This window comes from Cryobacterium sp. TMT4-31 (assembly GCF_004403385.1).
GTDB lineage: Bacteria > Actinomycetota > Actinomycetes > Actinomycetales > Microbacteriaceae > Cryobacterium > Cryobacterium zongtaii.
On record NZ_SOGI01000017.1, the window covers coordinates 1 to 19174 of the forward strand.

The 19174-nt window shown below is 68.6% G+C and carries 19 protein-coding genes and 1 rRNA gene; 11 read left to right on the plus strand and 9 right to left on the minus strand.

Features of this window, described 5'->3' with window-relative positions; all coding sequences use genetic code 11:
• A 16S ribosomal RNA gene (locus tag E3T19_RS04295) occupies nt 1–191 on the minus strand; the annotation flags it as partial.
• A gap of 547 nt (nt 192–738) precedes the next feature.
• Here E3T19_RS04295 and E3T19_RS04300 point away from each other — a divergent pair.
• On the plus strand, nt 739–2298 hold the full coding sequence (locus E3T19_RS04300; protein WP_134408188.1) for an NAD(P)/FAD-dependent oxidoreductase: 1560 nt from the start codon (nt 739–741) through the stop codon (nt 2296–2298).
• A gap of 75 nt (nt 2299–2373) precedes the next feature.
• The gene (locus E3T19_RS04305) at nt 2374–2934 is read left to right on the plus strand and encodes an SRPBCC domain-containing protein (RefSeq protein ID WP_088454885.1); all 561 of its coding nucleotides are present in this window, start codon (nt 2374–2376) and stop codon (nt 2932–2934) included.
• A 3-nt stretch (nt 2935–2937) separates the two neighbouring features.
• Here E3T19_RS04305 and E3T19_RS04310 read toward each other — a convergent pair whose 3' ends face one another.
• From E3T19_RS04310 to E3T19_RS04335, 6 genes are all read right to left on the minus strand, one after another.
• Nucleotides 2938–3516, minus strand: a complete 579-nt coding sequence (locus E3T19_RS04310; protein ID WP_240632328.1) for a thioesterase family protein — start codon at nt 3514–3516, stop codon at nt 2938–2940.
• 9 nt (nt 3517–3525) lie between these two features.
• Nucleotides 3526–4833 (minus strand): amidohydrolase family protein, encoded by a 1308-nt coding sequence (locus E3T19_RS04315; RefSeq protein ID WP_103460135.1) that lies wholly within the window; start codon nt 4831–4833, stop codon nt 3526–3528.
• Complete coding sequence (locus E3T19_RS04320; RefSeq protein WP_088454882.1) at nt 4833–5579, minus strand: nucleoside phosphorylase; 747 nt, start codon at nt 5577–5579, stop codon at nt 4833–4835. The genes E3T19_RS04315 and E3T19_RS04320 overlap by 1 nt, the downstream gene beginning before the upstream one ends.
• A 100-nt stretch (nt 5580–5679) precedes the next feature.
• The gene (locus E3T19_RS04325; protein WP_241980006.1) at nt 5680–6774 is read right to left on the minus strand and encodes an alpha/beta hydrolase; all 1095 of its coding nucleotides are present in this window, start codon (nt 6772–6774) and stop codon (nt 5680–5682) included.
• A 170-nt stretch (nt 6775–6944) separates the two neighbouring features.
• Nucleotides 6945–8744 (minus strand): HNH endonuclease signature motif containing protein, encoded by a 1800-nt coding sequence (locus E3T19_RS04330; protein ID WP_134408189.1) that lies wholly within the window; start codon nt 8742–8744, stop codon nt 6945–6947.
• Between the two features lie 201 nt (nt 8745–8945).
• Nucleotides 8946–9482: a YbhB/YbcL family Raf kinase inhibitor-like protein gene (locus tag E3T19_RS04335; RefSeq protein ID WP_134408190.1), complete on the minus strand. Its 537-nt coding sequence runs from the start codon at nt 9480–9482 to the stop codon at nt 8946–8948.
• Nucleotides 9483–9568: 86 nt separating this feature from the next.
• On the opposite strand from E3T19_RS04335, the gene E3T19_RS04340 reads away from it, so the two are divergent.
• Nucleotides 9569–10468, plus strand: a complete 900-nt coding sequence (locus tag E3T19_RS04340) for a rhodanese-related sulfurtransferase (RefSeq protein WP_134408191.1) — start codon at nt 9569–9571, stop codon at nt 10466–10468.
• A gap of 164 nt (nt 10469–10632) precedes the next feature.
• Entirely contained in the window at nt 10633–11844 is a 1212-nt protein-coding gene (locus E3T19_RS04345; protein WP_134408192.1) for an MFS transporter, read from the plus strand.
• Here the strand turns inward: E3T19_RS04345 and E3T19_RS04350 are convergent.
• Nucleotides 11819–12118: a hypothetical protein gene (locus E3T19_RS04350; protein ID WP_134408193.1), complete on the minus strand. Its 300-nt coding sequence runs from the start codon at nt 12116–12118 to the stop codon at nt 11819–11821. The two genes, E3T19_RS04345 and E3T19_RS04350, sit on opposite strands and share 26 nt — an antisense overlap.
• Before the next feature lie 190 nt (nt 12119–12308).
• On the opposite strand from E3T19_RS04350, the gene E3T19_RS04355 reads away from it, so the two are divergent.
• The 7 genes from E3T19_RS04355 to E3T19_RS04385 all read left to right on the plus strand — a co-directional run bounded on the left by E3T19_RS04355 (nt 12309) and on the right by E3T19_RS04385 (nt 18170).
• The gene (locus E3T19_RS04355; RefSeq protein WP_134408194.1) at nt 12309–13535 is read left to right on the plus strand and encodes a cysteine desulfurase-like protein; all 1227 of its coding nucleotides are present in this window, start codon (nt 12309–12311) and stop codon (nt 13533–13535) included.
• Between the two features lie 99 nt (nt 13536–13634).
• Complete coding sequence (locus E3T19_RS04360) at nt 13635–14537, plus strand: ATP-binding cassette domain-containing protein (RefSeq protein WP_088454874.1); 903 nt, start codon at nt 13635–13637, stop codon at nt 14535–14537.
• Entirely contained in the window at nt 14534–15373 is an 840-nt protein-coding gene (locus E3T19_RS04365) for an ABC transporter permease (protein ID WP_240632326.1), read from the plus strand. Before E3T19_RS04360 ends, E3T19_RS04365 begins: the two co-directional genes overlap by 4 nt.
• Nucleotides 15374–15453: 80 nt before the next feature.
• Nucleotides 15454–16467: an MDR family oxidoreductase gene (locus E3T19_RS04370; RefSeq protein WP_134408195.1), complete on the plus strand. Its 1014-nt coding sequence runs from the start codon at nt 15454–15456 to the stop codon at nt 16465–16467.
• Between the two features lie 49 nt (nt 16468–16516).
• A complete protein-coding gene (locus E3T19_RS04375) occupies nt 16517–16897 on the plus strand; it encodes a DUF1304 domain-containing protein (RefSeq protein WP_088454872.1) in 381 nt (126 codons plus the stop codon).
• A gap of 37 nt (nt 16898–16934) precedes the next feature.
• Nucleotides 16935–17501, plus strand: a complete 567-nt coding sequence (locus tag E3T19_RS04380) for a dienelactone hydrolase family protein (protein WP_103479250.1) — start codon at nt 16935–16937, stop codon at nt 17499–17501.
• 87 nt (nt 17502–17588) lie between these two features.
• Nucleotides 17589–18170: a helix-turn-helix domain-containing protein gene (locus E3T19_RS04385; RefSeq protein WP_088454870.1), complete on the plus strand. Its 582-nt coding sequence runs from the start codon at nt 17589–17591 to the stop codon at nt 18168–18170.
• 20 nt (nt 18171–18190) lie between these two features.
• On the opposite strand, the gene E3T19_RS19170 is transcribed toward E3T19_RS04385, so the two are convergent.
• Nucleotides 18191–18970 carry a hypothetical protein gene (locus E3T19_RS19170; RefSeq protein WP_174776207.1) on the minus strand — a complete coding sequence of 260 codons (780 nt, stop codon included), beginning with the start codon at nt 18968–18970 and terminating at the stop codon, nt 18191–18193.
• Nucleotides 18971–19174 lie beyond the last annotated feature (204 nt).

Genomic DNA, 19174 nt, shown 5'->3' on the forward strand with positions numbered 1-19174 from the left:
CGGCTGAAGTTCGTATCCGGTATTAGACACCGTTTCCAGTGCTTATCCCAGAGTCAAGGGCAGGTTACTCACGTGTTACTCACCCGTTCGCCACTGATCAGAAGGAGCAAGCTCCCTCGTCACCGTTCGACTTGCATGTGTTAAGCACGCCGCCAGCGTTCGTCCTGAGCCAGGATCAAACTCTCCGTAAATGTTTAATAGCCTCACCACCGAAGTGATGGGCACATCTAGTGCCGAAAGCCACCGGAATAGGCGAACAATCAGCAAGTTTGAAACTGACAGAACAAATCATTACTGACTTGCTTTGTTGTTTAAATGTTTTCCAAAGGAATCTCTTTCGCGGTATCCCCTAGAAAAGGACCCTACGACCGAGGTTTTTGGCATTTGACATTGTGCACGCTGTTGAGTTCTCAAGGATCGGACGCACCCGACTTCAGGCCTAATGGCTGTCGCTCCGGGGCACTTCGATGTTTGTTCTTGTTGTCTGCTTGGATTTCGGTTAGGAAATTCGAAGCAAACTTCATCAAGCTGTACAAAGCGAAGAATCGCTTTCTTTTCTGCTTGGATTTGGTCCCGCTTGAGGCCGGTAGCTCTTCGGCTTTCCGAACCTGTGGGGTGACGAGAGATGACATTACGGGGATTCTGGGGGGGTCGCAAATCCCATCCGCATCCCGGGCGTGTCGCCCCGGCGAGGATAGGGTCGACAGACCAGCATCGGCGCTTGAGAAGGGCTCTTACATGGACTCCACACACGACATCGTGATCGTCGGAGGCGGCCACAACGGCCTCACCGCCGCGGCCTATCTGGCCAAAGCCGGGCGGAGTGTGTTGGTGCTCGAACGGGACGACCACGTGGGCGGAGCAGCGGTATCGGCCGCCGCCTTCGCGGGGGTGGATGCCCGTCTGTCCCGGTACTCGTACCTGGTGAGCCTGCTGCCTGCCCGCATCATCGACGAGCTCGGCCTGTCGATCGAGCTGGCACGGCGGCGGTACTCGTCGTACACCCCGGATCCGGCCAACCCGGCGACCGGCCTGCTGGTGGATGCGGGCGATGCCGAGGCGACGCGGGCCTCCTTCGAGAGGATTGGAGCCGGGGCGGACATCGCGGGGTGGCAGCAACTCGGTGGCGACCTGGGGCATCTGGCCCGTGCGCTGTTCCCCACGGTATGCGAGCCGTTGCCCACGCGGTCAGAGGCCCGCCGGCTGGTCGGTGACGACGCCCTGTGGGACGAGTTCATCGAGCATCCGCTCGGCGACCTGCTCAACCGGCGATTCGGCTCCGACCTCGTGCGCGGGGTGGTGGCCACCGACGGCCTGATCGGCACGTTCACCTCGGTGCATGACGCGTCACTGGATGCGAACCGCTGCTTTCTCTACCACTCGATCGGAAACGGCACCGGGGACTGGGACGTACCCGTCGGCGGCATGGGTGCGGTGACCGGGGAGCTGGAGCGGGTGGCCCGCCAGGCCGGTGTGCGCATCCTGACGAGCGCAAAGGTCACCGGCATCGATCCGGACGGCACCGTGCGCTACCGGCATGAACACCGGGACGAGAGCACCGTGGGAAGCCACGTGCTGGCGAACGTGGCGCCGTGGGTGCTGGACGGCCTGCTGGGTGAACGCACACCGGACACCGTGAAGCCCGAGGGCGCCCAGGTGAAGGTGAACCTGCTGCTGAGTCGCCTCCCCCGCCTGCTGGATGCGTCGGTGTCGGCCGAGGCCGCGTTCGGCGGAACCTTTCACATCAATGAGACGCTCAGCCAGCTCGAGGACGCGTATCGGCAGGCCGGTGCGGGCCGGGTCCCCGATCTGGTCTCCTGTGAGATCTATTGCCACTCCCTCACCGATCCGAGCATCCTCTCGCCGGAACTGGTGGCGGCCGGCGCGCAGACCCTCACGGTGTTCGGCCTGCACACCCCCGACCGGCTCACCCGCCTGGACAACACCGCCGTCAGGGCCCAGTTGCAGGCCGCCGTCCTGGCCTCGCTCAACTCGGTGCTGGCCGAACCCGTCGAGGACCTGCTGCTCCGGGATGCCGACGGCAGGCCGTGCATCGAGACCAAGACCACCGCGGACCTCGAGTCGGCGCTCAACCTGCCCGGCGGGGACATTTTCCACGGGCTCCTGTCCTGGCCGTTCCTGGAAGACGACGCACCCAGGGACACCGCCGCCCAGCGCTGGGGCGTGGCTACCCGGCATCCGCGGATTCTGCTCTGCGGAGCCGGCGCTCGACGCGGCGGCGGGGTCAGCGGACTCGGCGGGCACAACGCTGCCATGGCCGTGCTCGAGAGCGACTGAGGACTCTGGCGGCGGCCTCGAACTAGGCATAGCCTCAGAGGGAAGGCTCGTGTTTCACTCAACGTGGAGGTCACCATGCCCACCCAGCCCCTGCCCGGTCCGCCGGACGTCGCCCACGCCACAGGGCGGTTCGCCCACCGGGAGGACGGGCTCTACCTGCTCTTCGACCGCATCTTCCCTGCGGCCCCGGAGTCGGTGTGGGAGGCCGTGACCAAACCCGAGGGCCTGCACGGCTGGATCGGCACCTACACAGGGTCCCCTCGCACCGGGGCCGTGCGGTTCCGGATGGAATCGAAGAACGACTCGCAGTGGGAGTACGTGAGCATTCTGGAATGTGTCGAGTTCAAGAAGCTGGCGCTGGACATCGGCGAGGGCGAGGATGCCTGGCGGGTGATGGCGCATCTGTCGGGCGGATCCGGCAAGACCGTGCTGACCTTCGGGCTGCGGCTGCACTCCCCCGCCGAGGCCGCCACGTTCGGGCCGGTCTGGGACTATTACCTCGATAGGCTCGTCGCCTCCCGCACCCACCACCCGCTGCCGTCGTTCAGCAAGTACTACCCCGCGCTGCAGAGTCACTATCAAGAGCTCCTGGTGCCCAAGCCCACCCCTGCGCCAGCGAGCGAGGACCGCGCCTAGCCACTACTCCCAGATGCTGGGGGCCGGCGCCCGGGTAGCGGGCATGGCCACGTCGGCGCTCCACTCGAGCAGCCAGTCGGGCACGCTCACGTCGGCGGGCACGGCACCGACGGCGTCGGTGAGTTCGTCGATGGTGACCACGCCTCCCGTGCGTTTGAGGAACCGGCCGCGGATGAAGCCGCGGGCGTAGACCTCGACGTCGCCCGGTCTCGCATCCGGGCCCTCAACGGGCCGCACGAAGCGTTGCTCGACGTAAACGGCCTTGTCGTCGAAGCCCAGGATGCGCGACTCGACGGTGAACCGCTGGCCGAGCGTCAGTGACTTGCGAAAACTGATGGTCTCGGCCACCACCACCGGATACCAGCCCTTGGCCTGGAAGATCGCCCAGATTCCGGTGCGGTGCAGCATGTCGAACCTGGCGATGTCCATGATCGACAGGTACACGCCGTTGTTCATGTGCCGCAGGATGTCCTGGTCGGTGGGCAGGGTGATGAACCGCGTGCGGGCGACGTCGTAGTGCCCGAGGCGTGGGCCGAAGCGCGACAGCAGGCTGTGGAGCAGGGTTCGAAAGAACATGTGCACCCGATGATGCTAGCGGGCGGCGGCCTCCGACAGCTCGCGCAGGGCCGACGTCTCGTCGATGGTCTGCAGCACCCTGTCGCGCAGCACAATCCGGCCGCGGGCCACGGCGTGTCGCACGTCGGTGGCGGTGGCCGTGTAGGCCAGCGCAGACCATGGGTCACGGCCGGGGCTGCTGTTCAGTGTGTCGATGCGCACGACCTGGAGGTCGGCCTGCATGCCGGGCTCGATCGTGCCCACGTCGGCCAGACCGAGGGCGCGGGCGCCGTCGACGGTGCCGAGCCGCACGGCGCGTTCGGCGCTGATCATGGTGGGGTCGTTGCTGGTGCCCTTGTGCAGCAGCGCGGCCATCCGCACGGCGGCGTACATGTCGAGGGAACCGGCGGAGGCGGCCCCATCGGTGCCCAAGCCCACGGCGGCGCCGTGCTGCAACAGCTCGGGCAGCCGGGCGATGCCGCAGCCGAGCTTGAGGTTCGACATCGGGCAGTGCGCCACGGCGGCGCCGCTGGCGGCGATGCGGGTGACCTCGTCGTCGGTGAGGTGCACGGCATGGGCCAGGACGGTGTGGTTGGTCAGCAGCCCGGCCGCATCGAGCACGGCGACCGGCCGGTCACCGTTGACCTGCACCGTCAGCGCCAGTTCGCCGAGGCTCTCAGAGGCGTGCGTGTGGATGCGGGCGCCGCGCGAGGCGGCCAGCTCCCGAATGCTCTCCAGCTGGTCGCTACTGAGGGTGTAGGCCGAGTGGGGCATCACCCAGAGGTCGTCGTCGGGCGACTCGGTGCGGTTGTCGGTGAGGATCGATCTGGCTTCCTCGAGCATGCCCGCGAAGTCGCGGCCCTCGGGGTCCGCGTTGCCGAGGAAGGTGGGGCCGTTCAGTAGCCGGAATCCGGCCTCCGCCGCGACAGCACGGCTGGCCCGCGGGAACCAGTACATGTCCAGCGCCGTGGTGGTGCCGCCCAAGAGGCACTCGGCGATCCCGGCCCTGGTGCCGACGGCGACAGTCTCGGCGCTGAGGGTGGCGAGTTCGGCGCCGACCATCCGCTCGAGGAACACCTCGAGGGTGACGTCGTCGGCCGCGCCCCTGAACAGGTTCATGGCCAAGTGGCTGTGGGTGTTCACCCAGCCGGGGGCGATCACGCAGCCCGGGCTCTCGAGCACCTCCGCCGCGTCGTACCGGGCGAGCAGGTCGGCGGCCGGCCCGACGCCGACGATGATCCCGGCACGGATGGCGACGGCGCCGGCCTCGATGATCGTGCCAGCGGCGTCGACGGTGAGCACGGCATCCGCGGTGAGGATCAGGTCGACGTGGTCGGTGGCCATCAGACGAGCTCCGGCAGGGCGACGAGGGCGTCGAGGGTGACGGAGATGCCGCGACTGACGCCATCCGCCACGACGGTGCGATGCGGGTCGTATCCGGTGGTGTCGACGAGGTCGTCGGCGGTGGCGCCGTCGATCACGAGGCCGCCGCCCGCGCGCACGCCGCGGGTGGAGGCGAGCACGAGCAGGGCCGAGAGTTCCATTTCGATGGCGAGCACGCCGAGCTTGACGTAACCGGCCTGGTTGAGATCGATGATTCCCGGGTAGAAGGCCGCCCGGGTCCAGACGATTCCGCGGTGGTGGGGGGCGTCGTGCCGCAGGGCTGCCTCGGCCAGTGCGATCACGACCTCGGGATTCGCGGCCGCCGGGTAGCTCTCCGGCACCAGCTGGTGGGTGACGCCGTCGTCGCGCACGCAGGACTCGGCGATGATCAGGTCGCCGTCGCCGATGCCACGCAGCAGGGCTCCGGCGGTGCCAAGCCTGATGATGGTGTCCACGCCGGCATCCATCAGCTCCTGGAACAGACAGATGGCGCCGGGGGCGCCCACACCGTGCGAGGAGACGACGACGGTGCTGCCGTTCCAGTCACCGACGAACGAGCGATACTCACGCTGGTGGGCGACCTCGCGCACGTTGTCGAGCAGGTGGGAGATCTGCTCGGCCCGGAACGGGTCACCGACGACGAGGGCGCGGGTGGGTAGCCCGGTCTTGGGGAGCCCGGTCACCGGGAACGTGTCGGCCTGGCTCATGTGGGCTCCTCGTGGCTGGCGCGGCCCGAATGGCCTGGCAAGTGTCGAACTTGTCTACCATGCCCGGGCAGACCCGCGCAGACCCGCGCCGGCCGGGGAGCTAGGCCAGGGCGGGCTCGGCCTGAGCAGGCGTGGACCGAGCCTGGGCGGGCAGCGCCGCCACCTTGCGCACGAATGAACCCAGACGGCGGTAGACCTCCTGCGATTCGGGGTGCCGGGCGTCCTGCTGCCAGGTGTGCCGGGTGTTGGTGCGGTGCCGGCCGTAGATCACCGTGTCCGCCAGGATGGACCGTCGGCGCAGGGCCTCGATGAAGTTGAGGTTGGCCCGGTAGAAGTAGTCGCGCTCGGAGGTCGTGATGAAGACCGGCGGGAAGCCCTTGTCGAGCCACTCGATGGGCGAGAGGAATCGGGCGGCGTCGCGCAGAGACATTCCGGGGCTGCGTTCGGGGAGCAGCATCCGCAGGAAGTTGAGGCTGAGCACGAAGCCGCGCTCGAACATGACCGAGAAGTCGGCGATACTGCAGTGCTGCACGAGTCCGCGCAGGTGGCCGGCCTCGATCGGCAGGTCGAGGTTGTAGTGCGCGGCGAGGGTGTCGTCGTTGGCCGCGGCGGTGAGCAGGGCCGCGATGTGCCCGCCCGCCGAGTCGCCGCCGAGAACGATGCGGGTGGGGTCTCCGCCGTATTCGACGATGTTGCGCTGGACCCAGGTGAGCACAGCGTTGGCGTCGTCGAGCATGTGGCCGATCTTGAATCGAGTGGCCATGCGGTAGTTGGCGTTGACGACCACCATGCCCTCGACCGCCTGGCTGGCGGCGTACTTGGTGAGCGGCGCCTTGTCGCCGGAGGTCCAGCCGCCGCCGTGGAAGTAGATGTAGACGGGCAGCGGGCTCGGTGGCGTGGTCACGTCGTGGCTGTCGGGGTGACCGTCGTGGTGCTCGTGCGGCACGAGAACGTCGAGGCGGTGATCACGGATGCCGTCGCCCACGTAGTCAAGGTCGAAGTGGTAGTCGACGTCGTCGATCGGGTCGGCGTTGAACTTGTGCAGTTCGCCCGGCGCGATGCGCGTCATGATCGCTTTCCAGAGCCACACCGGCACCCTGGACAGGCCGGTTTCCCGGTGCGTGAGGTGCGAGTCCGCGGAGGGGCCGGCAGCGGGGTCGAAGCTGGTGCTGGAGTGGGGGGACGAGTGAAACATGGTGCCTTACTGCCGACGTGGCGCTACCGGAAGCGGCTTCGAAGTGCCGACTGGCGTTGGTAGCGCTTGCATCGTTTTTTGCCGCGTGTAGAAGATAGGCGCGCAACCATGAGATGACCTGAGAATCTCTCACGTGGCTCGAATCGACCGTCCCCTTGCATCAGCCGCGGCTACTCGTCTTGCCGGCGGTATTTGGGGTCGTGGGCGCGGTGTTGGGGTGGTTTTCGCCAGGTTCCGGTGGGGTCGATCCAGTGGGGTGCTTTGACTTCGGGCATGCCCAGGACCATGCGGATGTGCCACCCCGAGGTGTCGATGTTGTGGTGGTGATACCAACACAGCAGCACCCCGTTGCTCACGTTGGTGGGGCCGCCGTTTTGCCACGGCTGCACGTGGTGGACTTCGGTCCATTGCGGTGGGCAGGTGCAGCCGGGGATGATGCAGCCGCCGTCTCGGGCGGTGATCGCCCTGCGTTGCAGCGGCGTGAAGCAGCGGACTTTGTCGCCGAGGGCGAGGACGGTGCCGGTGCCGCCGAAGAAGACCGGCCGGAAGCCGCCGTTGTCGATCATCTGGTTGATCGTCTTCATCGAGATCGGCCCCTCGACGCCGTCGATCCAGCCGACCCCGACCCCGGTGTGCAGGTCGTGCGCGTTCACGTGCACCATCACCGTCGGCGGCATCCCGCCCATGGTCGGGGTGCGAGGGTCTTGGGCGACCTGGACCAGGATGCCGCGGAGAATGTCGGCTCGTTTCTGACCGCCGTCGCGCTCGTCGAGGATCTCGCCGGGAACCAGTTCGCCGGCCTCGATACGCTGCTGCTCCTCCGCGGACGGGAACGCGGGAGCGCTGCGCGCGGACTGGAACGTGTTGAACAGGGTCTGCATGATGCCCTTGAGCTCCGGCGTCACCCCGCCGCGCAACGGATGCAACCCCTGGGCGAGCTTGCCGAACGAGAACGTGGACTTGGCCTCCAGTATCTCCGCGGTGGGCGCGGCCCCGTCCGGGTTCAACACCGCCTGCCACGTCGCCGCCATCTCCCGAATCCGGTCCGCCGGGAACGTGAACCCCGCCGACGCACCCAGACGCCGGACCGGCCCCGTGCAGACGGGATCGGTGGCGTCGGCGTCGGCTGTGTCGCCGGGGCCGGGGGTGCGGGCGAACACGGACCCGGTCGCGGACTCCACCAGCTCGGCTTCACCGCCGTCCACCAGCGACTGGTCCGCGTCGAAGCGGCCGTGCACTTTGTAGTCGGCCAGGCCCTTCACGATGTTCTCGGCCGCATCAAGACCGATCTCCCCGGCCGCCAAGGCTGCGGCCACGAACGGGAACTCGGGCTCCAGCACCAGGCCGCCCAACATCCGCGGTGCGACCTTCTCACCCAGGGCCACGCGTCGTTTCATCTCCGGACCCGACATGCCCGTCAACCGAATCAGCAAATCCGTGGGGTGCGAGGTGCCCAACCGCCACGCCAACGACTCGGAACCCAACCCCGTACGAGCCCGGTAACCCACCACGGTCGCCGTGGCCACCCGGGCCGCGTCCACCGGCCGGCCGGTGCGCTCGACCATCTGCGTCAACGCGACCACCTCCGGGTCGCTCAGGGCGTTCACGTCAATGGAGCCCATCACCGCCATCACCGTCCGCGCCGCATCATCCAACGCCTGGAGCTTCTGACCGAACGCACCGGTATGCGCGCGCTGCACCCCCAGCAACTCGGCCGGATCCCGCCACTCAGGCCGCGGCTTAGACGGACCCCGACCGGCCCGACCGGCCCGGGACGAGCCCGTCGCGGGGCCGGCCGCAGGGCCGGCGGCAGCGGCGGCCTTCGTGTCGGAAGTGCCGCTCAGACTGGCGGCATCCAGGCCGGTGAAGGGATCCGGACCGGCCAGACCGGTGTTCCAGTCGTGCAGGTTCGACCCGGTGGGAGTCATTCCCGTCGGTGCGGTGGAGCCACTATCCAGCTCGTCGTCCATACCCCCATTCTCTCACGAATCGCACTTATATGCGAGGAAATGTCAACAAAAACTTGAGCAAACATCGAACACAGTTCTGAGCCAAAGCGGACAGGCAGCGAGGGTCCCGACAGGCTCGACCGACGGAATGGGCACGTTGTCGAGGATGGCCAACGGACGAGCGAACTGCCGCCCGAGGAGATAGAGGGTTGTCGGGATCGGCTAGGCGGCGCCTCCGGCGACTCCGGTGGCCTCGAGCACGGCGCGGGCCAGGGTGTGGAAGTGCACGTTGAAGCCGAGCACGGCCGGGGTGGCCTGCGGGTCGACGCCGAGGTCTGCAACGTCGAGGGCGTGCAGCACGAACTGGTAGCGGTGCGTGCCCGTTCCGCGCGGCGGCGCGGCGCCGATGAAGGTGGGCTGGCGGATCTCGTTGGGCATGACGACGGCACCGGCGGGCAGCAGCACCGAGTTCGCGACTCCGGCACCGGTGGGCAGGCTGTCGACGTCGGCGGGGATGTTGAAAACCGCCCAGTGCCAATACCCGGAACCGGTCGGGGCATCCGGGTCGAACACCGTGAGTGCGAAGCTCTGGGTCTCGGCCGGGAAGCCGCTCCAGTGCAGGTCGGGCGAGACATCCTGACCGCCGGCGCCGACGCCGTACTGGGCGGCGGCCAGCGGGCCACCGTCGGTCATCACCGAGCTGGTCAGGTTGAACGGGGGCACCTCGCCGAAACGGGCGAAGGGATCGATCGTGGTCATGCACACTCCAAGGATCTGGTGGCGGTCTGGTTGGCTCAGCCTACGTGGGCCGCCTCGCGCCCCTCGCCGCCGCCTAAAATGTGGGGGTGGCCATTCCGAAGATCCTGCTCTACTACGTCTTCACTCCGCTCAGCGACCCCGAAGCCATCCGCCTGTGGCAGCGCGACCTCTGCGAGTCGTTGGGCCTGCGCGGCCGCATCCTGATCTCGAAGGACGGCCTGAACGGCACCGTGGGCGGCGACCTGCCCGCCCTCAAGCGCTACGTACGCAAGACCCGTCAGTACGCACCGTTCGCGGAGATCGACTTCAAGTGGAGTGAGGGAACCGGCCTCGACGAGTCCGGGGCGAGCCTGGACTTCCCTCGGCTGGTGGTGAAGGTGCGCGACGAGATCGTGAGCTTCGGCTCGCCAGAGGCCCTCACCGTGGATGCCGGCGGCGTCGTGGGCGGCGGCACCCGCCTGGCCCCGGCCGAACTGCACGCCCTCGTGGCCGAACGCGGCGACGACGTGGTGTTCTTCGACGGCCGCAACGCCTTCGAGGCCGAGATCGGCAGGTTCCGGGGTGCCGTGGTGCCGGATGTGGCGAACACCCGCGAGTTCGCGGCCGAGCTCGACAGCGGCAAGTACGACCACCTCAAGGGCCAGCCTGTGGTGACGTATTGCACCGGCGGCATCCGCTGCGAGGTGCTGTCGTCACTGATGAAGGACCGTGGCTTCGGCGAGGTCTACCAACTCGAGGGCGGCATCGTGCGCTACGGCGAGGCCTACGGCGACGACGGGCTCTGGGACGGCTCGCTCTACGTGTTCGACCAGCGAATGTCGGTGGATTTCAGCGGCCACGCCACCGTTCTCGGCCACTGCCAGGTCTGCGGCGCGGGCACCAAGAACATGCTCAACTGCCGGGACCTGTCCTGCCGGGAGCAGCTGGTGGCCTGCCCGGACTGCGTGGCCGTGGCCGCCCCGGCCTGCGCGGCGCACGCGGCCTGAGCAGATCAGCCCGGCCACGCATCCGCTTGCTCGCAAAAAGTAGTTGCTTGCGCACTTACCTAGCGTGTGCAATTATTTATGACGCGCCTGCAACTACCAGCGCGTGGCCTCGACAGGCTCGACCAACGGCCCGCGCATCTCCGCACCCTTGAAGGAATTTCCGCATGCCCATTGGATTGATCGCACTCGCCCTCGGCGGCTTCGGGATCGGCCTGACCGAGTTCGTCATCGCCGGCCTGCTGCCCGAGGTTGCCGCCGACTTCGCCGTGACCGAGGCCGCCGCCGGCTGGCTCATGTCCGGCTACGCCCTCAGCGTCGCCGTCGGCGCCATCCTGCTCACCGCCGCGGTGACCCGGCTGCCCCGCAAACACGTTCTGGTGGGACTGATGGTGCTCTTCATCATCGGCAACCTGATCTCGGCACTCGCCCCGAGCTACTCGATCATGCTGCTCGGCCGCATCATCGCCGCTCTCTGCCACGGCGCCTTCTTCGGCATCGGCGCCGTCGTCGCCGCCAGCCTGGTGCCGCCGAGCAAGAAGTCCGGCGCCATCGCCATCATGTTCACCGGCCTCACCCTCGCCAACGTTCTCGGCGTGCCGTTCGGCACCTTCATCGGCCAGAGCTTCGGCTGGCGGGCCACCTTCTGGGCGATCACCGTGATCGGCGTGCTCGCCCTGGCTGGCATCGTGGCCCTCGTGCCCCGCGCCACCGACGACACCGCGCACGTCAGCAACCTGCGCGGCGAACTCCGCGCCTTTCGGTCTAGCCAGGTCTGGCTCTCCCTGGTGGTGACGGTGCTCGGCTTCGGCGGCATGTTCGGCGCCTTCACCTACATCGCCTACACGCTCACCGAGGTGAGCGGCTTCTCCAGCGCGGCCGTTCCGTGGCTGCTCGTGGTCTTCGGCGCCGGCCTGTTCGTGGGCAACATCCTCGGCGGCAAGGCCGCCGACCGGCGGCTCGATCCCACCCTGGTGGTGCTGTTGATCGGACTCACGGTGGTGATGGCGCTCTTCGCCCTCACCGCAGCGAACCCCGTCGCCACCGTGATTGCCCTCGTGCTGATGGGCGGCTTCGGCTTCGGAACGGTTCCCGGGCTGCAGACCCGCATCATGCTCTACGCCGACACCGCTCCGACCCTGGCCTCCAGCGCCAACATCGCCGCGTTCAACGTGGGCAACGCCATCGGCGCCTGGATCGGCGGCATCACCATCGGCGTGGGCCTGGGCTACACCTCACCGCTCTGGGCCGGCGCCGCGATCACCGCGGCCGCCGCGATCGTGATGATTGTCGCCGCCACCCGCCGCAACGTCCTGGTGCCGGCGGATGCCCCGGCGAGCGCACGTCCGCTCGTCACGGCCGACGTTCCCGTCGCCTGATCCGGCTCGCACCCCGGGCACTGGCATAGTGACGCGCTTGGGTGCTGGAGAGCGCCAGCAGAATCAGGATGTCGATGGTAACGCTAACCAGCGAGGTGCGCAGGGTGATCTGGGCACCGTTGAGCGCGTAGTCGGCGAAGGAGAGCAGGATGCTCACCGAGGCGAATGACATCGCCACCACCCGGGCCCGGTTGTGACCGGTGAACACCAGCACGGCCAGGCCCAGGTAGAGCAGGAGGTAGAGCCCGTAGGCCGCGAGCAGCCAGCCCAGCACAGCCCACCCGGTGCCCGCCGGGCAGCATCCAGCCGTCCGGGCAGCGCCAGAAGCGCACCCCGGGCGAGACGCGCCGGCGTCCGGAGGGCACCGCCGGGGTCTCTGGCATGGCGCCATGGTAGTTCGGTGTCGGCGGCGGCAGCGGCGGCGGCGGCGGCGGCGGTCACCGGATCAATGCTTGGATGGCAGGGTGACCTACGACGTCGAATCGATCCGCGCCCATTTCCCCGCCCTCTCGGCCGGAACCGTGCACTTCGACAGCCCTGGCGGCACGCAGACCCCGCTCGGCGTCGGACAGGCCATCCTCGACACCCTCACCGGCCCGCTGTCGATCCGCGGCCGCCGCAGCCTCTCGGAGCGGAACGCCGACGACGCCGTCACGGGATTCCGTTCGGCAATGGCCGACCTGCTCGGCGCCGACCCGCACGGCATCGTCTACGGACGCAGCGCCACCCAGCTCACCTACGACTTCTCCCGCCACCTCTCGCGCGACTGGGCGCCCGGCGACGAGATCGTGGTGTCCAGGCTCGACCACGACGCCAACATCCGCCCCTGGCTGCAGGCCGCCGACCGCGCCGGCGCCACCGTGGTCTGGGTGGACTTCGACCCGGAGACCGGTGAACTGCCCGCGTCCGCGGTGGCCGCGGTGCTCACCGCCCGCACCCGCCTCGTGGCGGTGACCGCCGCCTCCAACCTGATCGGCACGCGGCCGCCGATCGCCGAGATCGCCGCGGTGGTGCACGAGGCCGGGGCGCTGCTCTTCGTCGACGGCGTGCACTACGTGCCGCACACTTTCGTGGACCTCGCCGTGCTCGGCGCGGACTTCTTCGTCTGCTCGCCATACAAGTTCTTCGGCCCGCACTGCGGAGTGCTCGCGGCGGACCCGGCGCTGCTGGCCGGCATCCACCCCGACAAGCTGCTGCCATCGACGGATGTGGTGCCGGAGCGTTTCGAACTCGGCACCCTGCCGTACGAGACCCTGGCCGGGGTGAGCGCCGCCGTCGACTTCCTCGCGGGGCTCGGCGAGCTGGCCACCGGGGTGGCGGCGCGGCCGAGCATCAGCCGCCGGGCGCTGCTGCGCTCCTCGCTGAAACTGGCCGAGGCCCACGAGGATTCCCTCCGCGACCGGCTGGAGTCCGGGCTGGCCGCCCTGCCCGGCGCGACGGTGTATTCCCGGGCCGTCGAGCGCACCCCCACGGTGTTGGTGAGCTTCGCGGGCCGGAGTGCCGCCGACGCCACCGAGTTCCTGTTCGAGCGTGGGATCCTCGCGCCCTCCGGCTCGTTCTACGCGTTGGAGGCCTCCAGGCACTTGGGCCTGGGCGAGGCCGGCGCCCTGCGCATCGGCCTGGCCCCGTACAGCACCCCCGGCGAGATCGATGTGCTGCTGGCGGCGATCACGGATTTTGTGCTCCGCTGACCGCATTCGGCCAAGGTTGACTCACCCGCGCCCGGAAAACCCAGGCGGACCGGCTCGTTTTCCCCATAGGCTGGGCATCGAGCGATAGAGGGGACTCGGATGCCAATCGGCGCTGTCATCGAATTCACCAGCATCACCAAGAAGTTCGGCCAGGTCACGGCGGTCAATGACCTGTCCTTCACCGTCGAGCCCGGCCGGGTCACCGGTTTCCTCGGCCCGAATGGCGCCGGTAAGACCACCACGCTGCGGATGCTGCTGGGCCTCGTCGCCCCCACCTCGGGCACCGCCACCTTCGGGGGCCTGCGCTACCGTGACCTGCCCCGACCGCTGCACACCGTCGGGGCGGCGCTGGAAGCCGCCAGCTTCCACCCGGGTCGCACCGCAGCCCATCACCTGGGCGTGTACACCATCGCCGCCGGGATCCCCCGCACCAGGGTCGCCGAGGTGCTGCACACGGTGGGCCTGGCCGAACACGCCGGTCAGCGGGTCGGCGGGTACTCGCTGGGTATGCGCCAGCGACTGGGCCTGGCTTACTCGCTGCTGGGAGACCCCGGCGTGCTGGTGCTGGACGAACCGATCAACGGCCTCGATCCAGAAGGCATCAAGTGGATCCGCGGCTTCCTCAGCAGCATGGCCGCAGAGGGACGCACCGTGCTGGTCAGCTCCCACCTGCTCAGCGAGGTGCAGCAGAGTGTCGACGACGTGATCATCATCGCCAAGGGTGAACTGGTGCACTCGGGCCCGCTGTCCAGCCTCGACACCAACATCGCGCCGCAGGTCATCGTGGACTCCCCGGACCGGGACGCCCTCATCGCGGCCCTCACCGAGGCCGGCCTGCCCTTTACCTCCGGCCGCACCGGCCTGATCGTCGCGGTGCCGGACCCCGGCCGGGTGGGTCACATAGCTTTCGCCGCGGGCGTGGAACTGAACGCACTGCACCGGCAGAAGGCGGGCCTGGAAGAATCCTTCCTCGCCCTCGTCGAAGGAGGCGACTCGCTGTGAACCTGATCCTGCGCCCCGTGGCCGCCGAATTCAGCAAGATCCTGACCACCCGGATGTGGTGGATCCTTGCGCTGGTGCTCTTCGGCTATATCACCCTGCTGGCCGGCGGCCTCGCCGCCCTGTTCGGCGGCCTGGACAGCGGCGCCATCACCCCCGACGCCATGAACGCCGGCGGCGGCGGTGCCGACCTGACCAGCCTGGGCAGCGTGCCCCTGTTGATTTACAGCTTCGCCTCCTCGGTGGGGTACGTCTTCCCGGTGCTGCTGGGCGCCCTGGCCACCACGGGCGAGTTCCGGCACCAGACCCTCACCCCCACCTTCCTCGCCACCCCGAAGCGCGGCCGGGTGCTTGGCGCCAAGACCATCGCCCTGTTCGTGGTGGGCGCGGCGCTGGGCGTGGTCGGCCTGGCCGCATCCGTCGGAGTCGGCGCGCTGGTTCTCGGTGGCTTCGGCGTGGACCCGCTGCTCGCCGACGGCGAAACCTGGGCCCTGATCGGCCGTACAGTGCTCGCCATGGCGCTCTGGGCCGTGATCGGTGTTGGCCTGGGCGTGCTCGTGCCGAGCCAGGTCGCGTCGATCGTGATCGTGCTCGCGTTCACCCAGTTCGTCGAGCCGCTGCTGCGCTTCGCCGCGACGTTCACCGAGGTGACCGCCGACATCGGCAAGTTCCTGCCGGGCGCCGCCTCTGACGCCCTGGTGGGGGAGAGCTTCTACGCCCTGACCAGCCCGGGCATGGCCGTGCTCACCAGCTGGCAGGGCGGCCTGGTGCTGTTGGCCTACGGGCTGGCCGCCACCGTCGGCGGCTACTTCATCAGCTGGAAGCGCGACGTCACCTGAGGGCGCTCCGGGCAGAAAGGCCCGGTGCCGGACCGGTGCCGGACCGGATCCGGCACATCCGGCGGGTCTAGGGTGAAGGCATGCCTGCTACCGAATTCCGCGCGATCGTCGTCACCCGCACCGAGGATGAGTCGGGCACCCGCACCCAGTCCTCGGCCCTGACCACGCTCGGTGACGCTGCGCTGATGGACGGCGATGTCACCGTGGCGGTGGAATTCTCCAGCATCAACTACAAGGACGGCCTGGCCCTGATGGGCAAGCCCGGCGTGGCCAGGGTCTGGCCGCTGATCGCGGGCATCGACCTGGTCGGCACCGTCGAGTCCAGTAACGACCCACGCTGGGCGGCCGGCGACCACGTCATCCTCAACGGCGCCGGGATCGGCGAAAGCCACCACGGCGGCCTCGCCGAACGCGCCCGCGTCTCCGGCGGCTCCCTGGTGCGCCTGCCGAAGGCCGTGAGTGCCCAGCGCGCCGCAGCCATCGGCACGGCCGGCTTCACGGCCATGCTCGCGGTGCTCGCCCTCGAACGCGGTGGCGTGACCCCCGACTCCGGAGATGTCCTCGTGACCGGCGCCGCCGGCGGCGTCGGGTCGATCGCCATCGCGCTGCTCGCGGCGCGCGGCTACCACGTGGTCGCCTCCACCGGCCGCGGGAACGAGCTCGGGGACTACCTGCGCGGTCTCGGCGCCGCCGAGATCCTCGACCGGCACACCCTCGACGAGGCCGGCAAGCCCCTGCAGACCCAGCGCTGGGCCGGCGCGATCGACTCCGTCGGCAGCTTCACCCTCGCCAACATCCTCGCCCAGACCAACCAGGGCGGGGTGGTGGCCGCCTGCGGGCTGGCCCAGGGTACCGACCTGCCGACCACCGTGATGCCGTTCATCCTGCGCGCCGTCACCCTGGCCGGCATCAATTCGGTCGAGGCTCCCCTGCCCCTTCGCGAGGAGGCCTGGGCGCACCTCTCGACCGACCTCGACCTCGAGCTGCTTGACAGCCTGACCTCGGTCATCACCCTCGAGCAGTCGTTCGCGGCCGCCGAAGACATCCTGGCCGGCCGGGTGCACGGCCGCACCGTCGTCGACGTGTTGCGCTGACGCCTGCTGACACCTGCCGCGACGGTAAACGCCCGGCTAGGCTGACGGAATGGCCATCATCGCATCCGTTTTCATCGCTCTCGCAGCGGTGCTGCACGTCTACATCTTTCTGATGGAGAGTGCCTGGTGGACCCGGCCGAAGATTTGGCGGCGCTTCGGCCTGGCCAGCCAGACCGAGGCGGAGACCACCCGAGTCCTGGCCTACAACCAGGGTTTCTACAATCTCTTTCTGGCGGTGGGCGCCGTCCTCGGGCTGTTCCTGTACTTCGGCGGCCCCGAGCAGGCCGGCGCGGCCCTGATCCTGTTCAGTTCGGCGTCGATGTTCGTCGCCGCCATCGTTCTCACCACCTCGGGGCCGGGCAGGGTCAGGTCTGCCCTCACGCAGGGTACGCTGCCGCTGATCGGATTCATCCTCTTCCTGTCCGCCTAGGTTCCCGACCGGGCCGGACCTTGCCGAAAGGACCGTTGTGACCCACGTCATCCTCTTTCACCACGCGCAGGGCCTCACCGACGGGGTGGCAGATTTCGCCCAGCGCCTGCGGGACGCCGGCCACGACGTGGTCGTGCCCGACCTCTACGACGGGCTCACCTTCGACACCCTCGACGCCGGTGTCGCGCACGCCGAGAAGACCGGCGTGTACACCATCATCGAGCGTGGCGAACGGGCAGCGGATGCGATGCCCGCGGACACTGTCTACGCCGGCTTCTCGCTCGGCTCTCTGCCGGCCCAGAAGCTCGCCCAGACCCGCCCAGGTGCTCTCGGCGCGATCCTGTACCACGGCGGGGTTCCGGCCGCCATGTTCGGTTCGGACTGGCCCGCCACGGCAGCGCTGCAACTGCACGTGACCGCGGAGGACGACTGGGTCGAGTTGCTCGAAGTCGAGGAACTCGCCGAGGATGCCGGTGCGGCCGAGTTGTATATCTACCCAGGCTCCGCCCACCTGGTCGCCGACCCCAGCCTGAACGAATATGACGAGGAAATCGCCGAGCTCATCCTGGCGCGCACGCTCGAGTTCCTCGACCGCCTCGCCTGAGTATGGCCGCGAGAGCGGGCACTCGGTTGCTTCCGCCGGCTGTGGCAGCCACAAGACCGCTTTCGCGAGTAGTGGCACGATGGGGGGATGACCTCTGACCCGCCATCCGTGGCCCAAACCGTGGGTGCCCGGCTGCGTGAGCTGCGCCTGCAGAGCGGCCGCACCCAGGCCCAGCTCTCCGCGACCACCGGAATCTCCGAGAGCACCCTCTCCCGCCTGGAGTCAGGGCAGCGCAAGCCCACCCTGGAACTGCTGCTCGCTCTCTCGAGCGCCCATGACGTGACCATCGACGACCTGGTGCACACTCCCGCCACCGACGACCCGCGGCTGGATCAACGCCCGTTCACCCGCCACGGCCGCACCTTCGTGCCGCTGAGCCGCACCGCCGGCGGCCTGCAGGCGTTCAAGGTGACCATCCCCGGGCGCACCGGCGACGAGCAACTCGAGCAGCGCCGCCACGAGGGATTCGACTGGTTCTACGTGCTGAGCGGTCGCCTGCGCCTGATGCTGGGCGACCACGACATGATCCTCGGCGTGGGCGAGGTCGCGGAGTTCGACACTCGGGTGCCGCACGCCTTCGGCAGCGCGGGGCCGGAGCCTACGGAGATCCTGAGCCTGTTCGGCCAGACGGGCGAGCGCATCCACGTGCGGGCCAGCACCATTCGCTGACCCCTCTCGACCCGGGCGACCTAGGCGGTGGCCTCCGGCGACTCGACCGGCTCATCTACCGGCTCGGCGGCCGGCTCAGCGGTCACCTCAACGTCGCTCTCGGCGACAGGGGCCACCTTGGCGCGAGACGTGCGCTTGGGCTTGACCGCAACGGCGGGTTCGGCGGCCTCGACCACTTCGGCCGGTTCGACGACCGTGACGGGCTTGGCTGTCCCGACCCGTCGGGCGGGCTTGACCGGAGCGGCCGGCTCAATCGTCTCGGCGGTCTCGGCCGGTTCGACGGTTCCGACGGCCTTGCCGGGCCTGGCCCGCCGGGCCGGCTTCACCGGCGCAGCAGCGTCCACGGGATGACTCGTCTCGACGGGCTTGACGGCCTTGGGGGTTCGCACCCGTTTGACCGGCTTGACCGGCTTGGCCGGCTCGTCGAGCTCCGGCACGTCCCGCGCGTCGGTGGCCTCGAGCTTGAGCGAGGCGATGAGGTCGGGTGCGTGGTTGGTCGACAGGATCACCCGGGCGAAGTCGTCGCCGATCAGGTCGATCACGACGGCCTGGCGCCGGCGCTTGATGGCCAGGAAGTCCTTGCCGCCGTGGAACTTCCACACACCGACGGCCAGGACCAGCGGCACGAGGGCGCCAGGGGCGCGGATGCCGCGCACCCAAATCCACGGATCATCCGTGATCGTCACCGATCGGATGTTCTCACGCTGGATCACCACGTCTTCTCGGCGGAACGCCAGCGTCTTTTCCGCGGCCGTCAGGTGAATCTCCAGCCGATCGGGATGTACGCGCAAGGAAGCCATTCCCCCAGTCTGCCGGGTCCGGTTGGAAAACCTCCTGTCGCTACCTCACAAAGACGTAACGCCGCCGCGCTGGAGTGCCCCTAGACGAGCCGCATCTGTTGCCCGTGCGGACAATTGCGCCCCTTGGGTTCAGGGGGTCGTTGCAACACCTGATTGATTGAGGTGTTGGTTATGGGTGGTCGTGTTGGGTTTCCGCGTGAGGTT

What these genes read in the sequence shown, in the direction of transcription:
- E3T19_RS04335 (WP_134408190.1), bottom strand. Translation starts at nt 9,482, where the DNA reads ATGACCACGATCGATCCCTTCGCCCGTTTCGGCGAGGTGCCCCCGTTC.
- E3T19_RS04315 (WP_103460135.1), bottom strand. Translation starts at nt 4,833, where the DNA reads ATGGCCACCGACCACGTCGACCTGATCCTCACCGCGGATGCCGTGCTC.
- E3T19_RS19170 (WP_174776207.1), bottom strand. Translation starts at nt 18,970, where the DNA reads ATGGCTTCCTTGCGCGTACATCCCGATCGGCTGGAGATTCACCTGACG.
- E3T19_RS04320 (WP_088454882.1), bottom strand. Translation starts at nt 5,579, where the DNA reads ATGAGCCAGGCCGACACGTTCCCGGTGACCGGGCTCCCCAAGACCGGG.
- E3T19_RS04385 (WP_088454870.1), top strand. Translation starts at nt 17,589, where the DNA reads ATGACCTCTGACCCGCCATCCGTGGCCCAAACCGTGGGTGCCCGGCTG.
- E3T19_RS04300 (WP_134408188.1), top strand. Translation starts at nt 739, where the DNA reads ATGGACTCCACACACGACATCGTGATCGTCGGAGGCGGCCACAACGGC.
- E3T19_RS04375 (WP_088454872.1), top strand. Translation starts at nt 16,517, where the DNA reads ATGGCCATCATCGCATCCGTTTTCATCGCTCTCGCAGCGGTGCTGCAC.
- E3T19_RS04325 (WP_241980006.1), bottom strand. Translation starts at nt 6,774, where the DNA reads ATGTTTCACTCGTCCCCCCACTCCAGCACCAGCTTCGACCCCGCTGCC.
- E3T19_RS04305 (WP_088454885.1), top strand. Translation starts at nt 2,374, where the DNA reads ATGCCCACCCAGCCCCTGCCCGGTCCGCCGGACGTCGCCCACGCCACA.
- E3T19_RS04360 (WP_088454874.1), top strand. Translation starts at nt 13,635, where the DNA reads ATGCCAATCGGCGCTGTCATCGAATTCACCAGCATCACCAAGAAGTTC.
- E3T19_RS04370 (WP_134408195.1), top strand. Translation starts at nt 15,454, where the DNA reads ATGCCTGCTACCGAATTCCGCGCGATCGTCGTCACCCGCACCGAGGAT.
- E3T19_RS04330 (WP_134408189.1), bottom strand. Translation starts at nt 8,744, where the DNA reads ATGGACGACGAGCTGGATAGTGGCTCCACCGCACCGACGGGAATGACT.
- E3T19_RS04345 (WP_134408192.1), top strand. Translation starts at nt 10,633, where the DNA reads ATGCCCATTGGATTGATCGCACTCGCCCTCGGCGGCTTCGGGATCGGC.